Source organism: Rhodanobacter ginsengiterrae, from assembly GCF_050026815.1.
Lineage (GTDB): Bacteria > Pseudomonadota > Gammaproteobacteria > Xanthomonadales > Rhodanobacteraceae > Rhodanobacter > Rhodanobacter ginsengiterrae.
In genome coordinates this window covers 117,860-126,090 of sequence record NZ_JALBWO010000046.1, presented here as the reverse complement: position 1 = coordinate 126,090, position 8,231 = coordinate 117,860, and the positions used below count along the sequence as shown (strand labels likewise).

General features: G+C 67.1%; 10 protein-coding genes. 3 read left to right on the top strand and 7 right to left on the bottom strand.

Features of this window, described 5'->3' with window-relative positions; translation table 11 throughout:
* Nucleotides 1-244: 244 nt before the first annotated feature.
* Together yjgA and ACQGNJ_RS05040 are read right to left on the bottom strand one after the other, a co-directional pair.
* The gene (gene yjgA, locus ACQGNJ_RS05045) at nt 245-799 is read right to left on the bottom strand and encodes a ribosome biogenesis factor YjgA (RefSeq protein WP_426688140.1); all 555 of its coding nucleotides are present in this window, start codon (nt 797-799) and stop codon (nt 245-247) included.
* 24 nt (nt 800-823) lie between these two features.
* Nucleotides 824-1,099 carry a DUF1653 domain-containing protein gene (locus tag ACQGNJ_RS05040; RefSeq protein ID WP_426688139.1) on the bottom strand — a complete coding sequence of 92 codons (276 nt, stop codon included), beginning with the start codon at nt 1,097-1,099 and terminating at the stop codon, nt 824-826.
* Nucleotides 1,100-1,194: 95 nt separating this feature from the next.
* On the opposite strand from ACQGNJ_RS05040, the gene pmbA reads away from it, so the two are divergent.
* The gene (gene pmbA / locus ACQGNJ_RS05035; protein ID WP_426688138.1) at nt 1,195-2,577 is read left to right on the top strand and encodes a metalloprotease PmbA; all 1,383 of its coding nucleotides are present in this window, start codon (nt 1,195-1,197) and stop codon (nt 2,575-2,577) included.
* Between the two features lie 222 nt (nt 2,578-2,799).
* The gene (locus ACQGNJ_RS05030; RefSeq protein WP_426688137.1) at nt 2,800-3,201 is read left to right on the top strand and encodes a DUF4870 domain-containing protein; all 402 of its coding nucleotides are present in this window, start codon (nt 2,800-2,802) and stop codon (nt 3,199-3,201) included.
* Nucleotides 3,202-3,267: 66 nt separating this feature from the next.
* Here ACQGNJ_RS05030 and ispA read toward each other — a convergent pair whose 3' ends face one another.
* The 5 genes from ispA to ACQGNJ_RS05005 form a co-directional block, all read right to left on the bottom strand.
* Nucleotides 3,268-4,176, bottom strand: coding sequence for a (2E,6E)-farnesyl diphosphate synthase (ispA, locus tag ACQGNJ_RS05025; RefSeq protein ID WP_426688136.1), 909 nt, complete (start codon nt 4,174-4,176; stop codon nt 3,268-3,270).
* A complete protein-coding gene (locus ACQGNJ_RS05020) occupies nt 4,160-4,417 on the bottom strand; it encodes an exodeoxyribonuclease VII small subunit (protein ID WP_426688135.1) in 258 nt (85 codons plus the stop codon). Before ACQGNJ_RS05020 ends, ispA begins: the two co-directional genes overlap by 17 nt.
* Before the next feature lie 75 nt (nt 4,418-4,492).
* Nucleotides 4,493-5,794, bottom strand: coding sequence for a tRNA lysidine(34) synthetase TilS (gene tilS, locus ACQGNJ_RS05015; RefSeq protein WP_426688134.1), 1,302 nt, complete (start codon nt 5,792-5,794; stop codon nt 4,493-4,495).
* 10 nt (nt 5,795-5,804) lie between these two features.
* Nucleotides 5,805-6,545, bottom strand: a complete 741-nt coding sequence (locus ACQGNJ_RS05010; RefSeq protein WP_426688133.1) for an NYN domain-containing protein — start codon at nt 6,543-6,545, stop codon at nt 5,805-5,807.
* A gap of 79 nt (nt 6,546-6,624) precedes the next feature.
* Complete coding sequence (locus ACQGNJ_RS05005) at nt 6,625-7,581, bottom strand: acetyl-CoA carboxylase carboxyltransferase subunit alpha (protein WP_426688132.1); 957 nt, start codon at nt 7,579-7,581, stop codon at nt 6,625-6,627.
* A 160-nt stretch (nt 7,582-7,741) separates the two neighbouring features.
* On the opposite strand from ACQGNJ_RS05005, the gene ACQGNJ_RS05000 reads away from it, so the two are divergent.
* The gene (locus ACQGNJ_RS05000) at nt 7,742-8,119 is read left to right on the top strand and encodes a YajD family HNH nuclease (protein ID WP_426688131.1); all 378 of its coding nucleotides are present in this window, start codon (nt 7,742-7,744) and stop codon (nt 8,117-8,119) included.
* Nucleotides 8,120-8,231 lie beyond the last annotated feature (112 nt).

The window sequence follows — 8,231 nt, the reverse complement described above, 5'->3', positions numbered from 1 at the left end:
CGCAGAGTCATTGATGTGGTTTCCTTCCAAGCCATGAAATAACACCTCCACCGCGCTAGAAATCAGCGGTGAGGTGTAACCCATGTCCTGGCACACCTGTTACCCATGTCCCCGGTCCAAACAGCCAAACAGAGAAAGGTGGCTCGGCTGCCGAAGGCAGACGAAAGCTTTTGCTCTCAATGCCATAGGTAAAGCAAGAGCATCGCGCACAGGGTGCGCTCCTACGAATTCAACATCGCGGCGATCAGCCTTCGGCCGAATCGTCCGACTGCGCCAGATCCTTCAACAACTGGAAAATTTCCCGGTACGCCTTCGGCGGCTTGTTCGGCGTGTCCTTCTCCACGCGCGCCTGCCGCACCAGCGACCGCAGATGCTGCCGATCGACCTGCGGATGCTCGGCGATCAATTCGGACAGGGCGCTCTCGTCTTCGGCGATCAGGCGATCGCGCATCGATTCCAGCCGATGCATCGCGGCGGTTTCCTGGCGCTGCTTCTCGCGGTTCTCGCCGAGCTCGGCGCGCACCGCGGCGAAGTCTTCCTCGTCGTAGCGGCGCATGACCTTGGCCAGGAAGGCGAGCTGGCGCTTCTTCGCGCCGTGCGAGGGAGTGCGGCGGGTGACGTCGATTTCGTGGCGCACGTCGTCGGGCAGCGGGATCCTGGCCAGGCGGCTGGGTTGCAGGTCGACCAGTTGCTGCGCGAGCACCAGCACGGCCAGCGCATCGCGGCGTTGCTGGGTGCGGCTGGGGCCGTAGTCCGCCTCGTCGAGTTCGTGTTGGTTGCGGCTGCGGCTCGGGCTCACGGTTTCATTCCAGGGTGAGGTGGATCAGGTATGCGGGTCGTCGCGGCCCGGCGCGCTTTCGGCAAACATCGTGTCGGTGGGGACGGCATCGGCTTGCTCCAGCGCGAAGCGCGGCAGGGGTTCGCCATCCAGTTCGACGGTTTCGCAGAACATCGTGGCAGGGCGCACCCACAGGCCGAAGTCGTCGTAGAGCGCCTGGTAGACCACCAGCGGCTCCATCGTTTCACTGTGCCGCGCGGTGCCCAGCACGCGGTAGCGCTGACCCTTGTAGTGACGATAAATGCCGGCGGCAGGTTGCATGGACGTGCTCCGCAGCTCTTTCAATTCGCGCACGCGCCCCCAGTTCGGGAGCCGGCGGCCGCGAACCGCTTATTCTACCCGCCAAATACCCAGGAATGCCCAACGTGAGTGAAGTTGCCCTCAGCCAAGCGCCCGACCGCAGTGAACAGGAAGTGGAACGGCTGTCCGATCTTGCCGCTGACGTGATCCGTCGCGCGCGCGCCGCCGGTGCCAGCCAGGCGGAAGTGTCAGCCAGCATCAGCAGCGGGCTGAGCGTGAATGTGCGACTGGGTGAGGTGGAGACGGTCGAACACACGCGCGATCGCGGCTTCGGGCTCACCGTGTATTTCGGCGGTCGCAAGGGGTCGGCCAGCACGGCCGACCTCAATCCGGATTCGATCCAGGCGACCATCGACCAGGCCTGCGCGATCGCCCGCTTCACCGAGGAAGATCCCGCCGCCGGGCTGGCCGATGCGGCGCGCATGGCCACCGCCTTCCCCGACCTCGACCTGTGGCACCCGTGGCAGCTGGATACCGCGCAGGCGATCGAGCTGGGCATCGCGATCGAGGATGCCGGCCGCGCGCATGCGGGCATCAGCAATTCCGACGGCGCCAGCGTGCAGGCCGGGCAGGGCGTGTCGGTGTATGCGAATTCGCATGGCTTCGTCGGCGTCGAGCGCGGCACCCGGCATTCGTTGTCGCTGGCGCTGATTGCCGGCGACGACGATGGCATGCAGCGCGACTACTGGTACGACAGCGTGCGTGCCGCCGGCGATTTCATGAGCGCGCAGGCACTCGGCGACAAGGCCGCCGAACGCACGCTGGCGCGGCTGGGTGCACGCAGTCTGTCGACGCGGCAGTGCCCGGTGCTGTTCGTGCCGGATCTGGCGCGTGGCCTGATCGGCCATTTGCTGAGCGCGGTCAGCGGCGGTGCGCTGTATCGCCAGGCCAGTTTCCTGCTCGACCATGTCGGCAAGCCGGTGATGCCGGCCTGGCTCAACATCAACGAGCGCCCGCATCTTCCGCGCGGCCAGGGTTCGGCCAATTTCGACGCCGAGGGCGTGGCCACGGTGGACAGCGCACTGATCGAGGCTGGCGTGCTGGCGCGTTACATGCTCAGCAGTTATTCGGCGCGCAAGCTGGGCCTGTCCTCCACCGGCAACGCCGGCGGCATCCACAACCTGATCGTGGAACCCGGTGCGGCGGATGGCGCGTCTTCCGACTTCGACGGCATGCTGGCCCGCTTGGGCACCGGCCTGCTGGCGACCGAGCTGATGGGTCAGGGCGTGTCCACCGTGACTGGTGACTATTCGCGCGGTGCCTCGGGCTTCTGGGTCGAAAACGGCAAGATCGCCTATCCGGTCGAAGGCATCACCATCGCGGCGAACCTGCGCGAGATGTTCGCCGGCATCGTGGCGGTGGGCAGCGACGTGGATCAGCGCTCGCACCTGCTGACCGGTTCGATCCTGCTCGATCGCCTGACCGTCGCCGGCGAGTAGACATGACTCCCTCCCCTGCAAAGCAGGGGAGGGCTGGGGTGGGGTCGCTCTTGATCTTCTCGCCCACCGCCATGGGCCGCGTGCCCATCGTTGCGTAGCCGGCGGACGGTTGCCGCCGCGCAAATTCATGCGGCAAAGCCGGCCCAGCCTTGCTAGCATCGGTCCCAACCGGCAACCGGCCGGTGACCCGTCGACGCAAGTCGTGACCCAGAGGAGATGCGCATGAGCGTTCCACCCGAGTCCGTGATTCCGCCCCCGCCGAGCGAGCCGCCGATGGCGGTGGGTCCTTCCGCCAGCGAGCGTCAGTGGGCGATGTTCGCGCACCTGTCGGCGCTGAGCGGCCTGATCATTCCGTTCGGCAGCATCATCGGTCCGCTGGTGATCTGGCTGATCAAGAAAGACACCATGCCGTTCGTCAACGATCAGGGCAAGGAAGCGCTGAATTTCAACATCACCGTGGCGATTGCCGCCATCGTGGGCTGGATTCTGTGCTTCATCCTGATCGGCTTCCTGGTGCTGGCCGTGGTGTTCGTCGGCTGGCTGGTGCTGGCGATCATCGGCACGATCAAGGCGAACGAAGGCACCGCGTACCGCTATCCGTTCACCCTGCGCCTGGTCAACTGACCGCGCACGTTGTGAAACGAAAGAGGGCGGCGCAAGCCGCCCTCTTTCGTTGGGAAGGTCGCGGATTCAGTAGTGGCGGTGGGCCGCGTACAGCGCCAGTTCGCGCAGCCCGGCCGCGCGTTCGCCCAGTGGCGCGATCGCTGCCACGGCGTGGTCGGTGAGTTCGCGCAACCGCGCGCGCGAGGCGTCGAGGCCGAGAATCGAGGGGAAGGTGGGCTTGTCGGCAGCGGCGTCCTTGCCGGCGGTCTTGCCGATCACCGCCGACTCGCCTTCCACGTCGAGGATGTCGTCGCGCACCTGGAAGGCCAGGCCGACGGCGTGGGCGTAACGGTCCAGTGCCTGTCGCGCGTCGGCATCGCCGCCGGCGGCCAGCGCGCCCAGTTGCACCGAGGCGCGGATCAGCGCGCCGGTCTTGCAGGCATGCATGTGCTCCAGTTCGGCCAGGCCCAGCCGCTGACCGACCGCCGCCAGGTCGAGCGCCTGGCCACCGGCCATGCCCTCGGCGCCGCAGGCCCGGCCCAGCGCGTGCAGCATCGCGATGCCGGTGGCCGCGTCGGTCTGGCGCAGGTGGTTATTGGCCAGCAGTTCGAACGCCAGTGCCTGCAGCGCATCGCCGGCGAGGATCGCCATCGCCTCGCCAAACACGATATGGCAGGTCGGACGACCGCGGCGCAGTGCGTCGTCATCCATCGCCGGCAGGTCGTCGTGCACCAGCGAATAGGCGTGGATCAGCTCCACCGCGCAGGCCGGGACATCCAGCTCGGCGCCGTCGTGGCCGAAGGCCTGCGCCGCGGCGTAGACCAGCAGCGGGCGCAGTCGCTTGCCACCGCCCAGCACGGCATAGCGCATCGCGCGGTGCAGCGCGGTGGGGGAATGGTCGGCCGGCGGCAGGTGGCGATCCAGTGCCTGCTCGGCACGCTGGATCAGGGACTGCAGGGCGGGGCCGAGCTCGGCGTGATCAGAGTTCGGGTTCAAACGGTCGGGCGTCGTCGGGGGCTTCGGGATCAAGCAGCAGGCGCACGCGCAATTCGGCCTGCTCCAGCGACTGCTGGCAGTGACGGAACAGGCCGATGCCGCGCTCGAACGAAGCCAGCGATTCGTCGAGGCTCATGTCGCCGCCTTCCATCTTTGCGACCAGTTGTTCCAGCTCGTCGAGCGAGTGTTCGAAGTCGGCGACGGGCGGGGTCTTGCTGGTTGCGGGAACGGTCTTGGCCATGGCCCGCAACGCTAACGCAGCGGGCCTCGGGAATCAATCGCTACGGCCGGCGGAACGCCTGCCGCGTGAGCTGGATCAGCGTCCCGGACGCCAGTGTGGCCGCGCGCCGGCGTGCAGGAAAATCGCCGCGCCGCGACTGCTGATCCAGCGATCAGCCACCGCTACCAGGTCACCGCCGGCATGCAGCAGCGGACAGGCCTGGCGTTGCCATGGCGGCAGCCCTGCCTGCTGGAACAGGTCGCGCAGTTCGCGCGTGTGCGCGTCGCCGTCGGGCTTGATCCGTTCACCGCCGCGGCGCAGATGCACCTGCAGCGGCTGATCGAGACGTGCGGTGGGATCGCCGAGTGAGAGTTCGCCCCCATCGGGCAAGGCCAGTGGCGCGCCATCCCAGTCGACCTGCCAGGCGTCGTCGATCAGCGGTGCGGGCGGCAACGCCCATAGCCGCGCCTTCCAGATATGCAGCTCGGCGCCGGCCCAGCGCACGCAGGGCAACCGACCGGCGCGCGCCAGGCACTGGCGTTCAATCTGCTGGCGCTGCGCGGTGGTGGGCGCGCCCAACCCGCGCGCATGCAGCCAGTGATCGAGCAGCGGCTCGCGCAGTGCTGGTGCCAGGGCCAGCCAGCCGGGCGCATCCAGGCTGCCGCTGGTCGGGTCGTGCAGGGTACTGAACGCAGTCAGCCACTGCGCGCGCAGTGCGTCGGCTGCCGCGCGGCTGAGTGCTGCACTGTGCAGGATCGAATCCGTCGCCTGCGGCCAGTAGCGAACCAGTGCCGGCAGGATCTCGTGGCGCAGCCGGTTGCGCGCCAGCCGGGTGTCGGCATTGGAGGGGTCGTCGATGCAGTCGAGCCGATGCGCGGCGATGTAGTCCTGCAGCAGCTGGCGCGGCAGTTCGAGCAGCGGCCGCCACAGCTGGCCGCGGCCGAACGGGCGCAGCACACGCATGCCGCCCAGCCCGTCGGGTCCGGCGCCACGCAGCAATTTCAGCAGCACGGTTTCGACCTGGTCGTCGCGATGATGGGCGAACAGCAGGTACTCGTTCTCCTGCAACCGTGCAGCCAGTGCGGCATGCCGCGCCTCGCGTGCCTCCGCTTCCAGGCCGTTGCCGCTGCCGCGCTGCACTTGCACGGGCAACACCTCGCAGGTCACCTCGATCGCGCGGCAGAACGCTCGGCAGTGATCGGCCCAGCCTGCGCTGTCGGCGTGCAGGCGATGATCGACATGCAGCGCACGCAGCCCGCGCGCGCGCGCCGGTGGAAGCTGCGCCAGCGCATGCAGCAGGGCGGTGGAATCCGGACCGCCGCTGAAGGCGACGCACAGCGGCACCGGCGGCGCGGCAGCCAGCGCGGCGAGCAGATGCTGGAGCAACCTGGCGCTCACCACGAATCGCTCATTTTTTCGCCGCGCGCTGGCGCACGTAGATGTGCTTGCCGTTGCCGATCTGGCGCTCCTCGGCGTCGAACAGGCCGATGCCCTTGATCAGCCCGCTGAGCTTGGCGTAGCCGTAATTGCGCGAATCGAAATCGGGCGACTGCTTGTTGATGATGCTGCCGATCGCACCCAGCCCGGCCCAGCCGGTTTCATCGGAGGCGGCCTCGATGGCATGGCGCAGCAGGTTCATCAGATGGGTGTCGCCGCGCAGCTCCTTGGCCGAGCGCTGTTTCGGCGGCGCCTCGCTGCCGGTGGTGCTGGTGGAGGTGCCGGCCAGCACCTCGGTGTAGATGAACTTGTCGCAAGCGGTACGGAACGGTTCGGGCGTCTTGCGCTCGCCGAAGCCGTAGACGGTGAGCCCCGATTCGCGGATGCGCGAGGCGAGCCGGGTGAAGTCGCTGTCGCTGGAGACGATGCAGAAGCCGTCGAAGCGGTCGGCATAGAGCAGGTCCATCGCGTCGATGATCATCGCCGAGTCGGTGGCGTTCTTGCCCACGGTGTAGCGGAACTGCTGGATCGGCTGGATCGAGTGGCGCAGCAGCACTTCCTTCCAGCCGTTGAGATCGGGCTTGGTCCAGTCGCCGTAGATGCGCTTGACGTGGGCGGTGCCGTACTTGGCGATCTCGGCGAGCAACCCTTCGACGATCGCCGGGCGCGCGTTGTCGGCGTCGATCAGGACGGCAAGTTTGTCGTGGGCCATGGCAGGTTCCGGCAGTCAGAAGGTGATGCCGATGGTAGCGCCAAGTGGATGCATGCCGCGGGGTGACCGCGGCGATGCCTCAGCCCTGATAGGCGCCGTAGCTGCGCAGGCGCTGGTAGCGCTGTTCGAGCAGGTCGGCGACCGGCATCGCCTCCAGTTCGTCGAGCTGCTTCAGCAGCACCGCCTTCAGGCGGATCGCCATCGAGCGCGGGTTGCGATGGGCGCCGCCCAGGGGCTCGCGCACCACCTTGTCGACCAAGCCCAGTTCGAACAGGCGCGGTGCGGTCATGCCCAGTGCCTCGGCGGCGTCCTTCACCTTGTCCGGGCTTTTCCACAGGATCGAGGCGCAGCCTTCGGGCGAGATCACCGAATAGGTGGAGTACTGCAACATGTTGGTGCGATCGCCCACGCCGATCGCCAGCGCGCCGCCGGAGCCGCCTTCGCCGATCACGGTGCACACGATCGGCACCTTCAGCTCGGCCATCTCCAGCAGGTTGCGCGCGATCGCCTCGCTCTGGCCGCGCTCCTCGGCACCGACGCCGGGATAGGCTCCGGGGGTGTCGATCAGGGTCAGCAGCGGCAGGCCGAAGCGTTCGGCCATCTTCATCAGGCGCAGCGCCTTGCGGTAACCCTCGGGGCGCGGCATGCCGAAGTTGCGGCGCACCTTGTCCTTGGTATTGCGGCCCTTCTGGTGGCCGATGATCACCACCGGCCGGCCATTGATGCGGCCCAGGCCACCAACGATGGCGGCGTCCTCGGCATACATGCGATCGCCGGCCAGTTCGTGGAATTCCTCGCAGATCACGCCGATGTAGTCCAGCGTGTACGGCCGCGCCGGATGCCGCGACAACTGGGTGGTCTGCCAGGAGTTGAGGTTGCGGAAGATCTCGGCGGTCTTGATCTTCAGCTTCTCGCGCAGCCGACCGACCTCGTCCTCGATGTTGAACGCCTGGCCGTCGCTGGCATGGCGAAGCTCTTCGATCTTCGCGTCCAGTTCGGCAATGGGTTGTTCGAAATCGAGGAAGTTTGGGTTCATTCGCTGAAATTCATCGTACTCAAGCAGCTCAGTATACCGTCACGCAGGAAAACGCGAGAACGCTGCCGTATGGCTGTGACGGGGTCGACATCGGCGTGCCGTGCGGGGTCCGATTGCGCTATCGTCCGCCCCATCAAGACCCAGCCGCCGGATCGCCGCCATGCCCAACCCACCCGTCATCGACAACGCGAAACTCGACCGCATCGTGGCCGAGGCGCGGCGCAATGCCGAGCAGCGCGAGCTGGGCTATCGCGAGCGTGCATTGAAGATGTATCCGTGGATCTGCGGTCGCTGTGCGCGCGAGTTCACCCGCACCAACCTGCAGGAACTGACCGTGCACCATCGCAACCACGATCACGACTTCAACCCGCCCGACGGCAGCAACTGGGAACTGCTGTGCGTGTATTGCCACGACAACGAGCACTCGCGGCACATCGATCACGTGCGCGGCGGCGTGATGGCGGTGGAGGAAGCGCCGCCGGCGACCGGCAATCCGTTCGCCGACCTGAAGGCGATGATGGAGCGGCGCGGGAAGTGATGACGTGGTTCCTCCCCCTGCAAGCAGGGGGAGGTTGGCGACCGCAGGGAGTCCTTCAGGTGAGGGGGTGAGCTTTTGATTTTGGACGTCAAGATCAAGAGCGAACCCCACC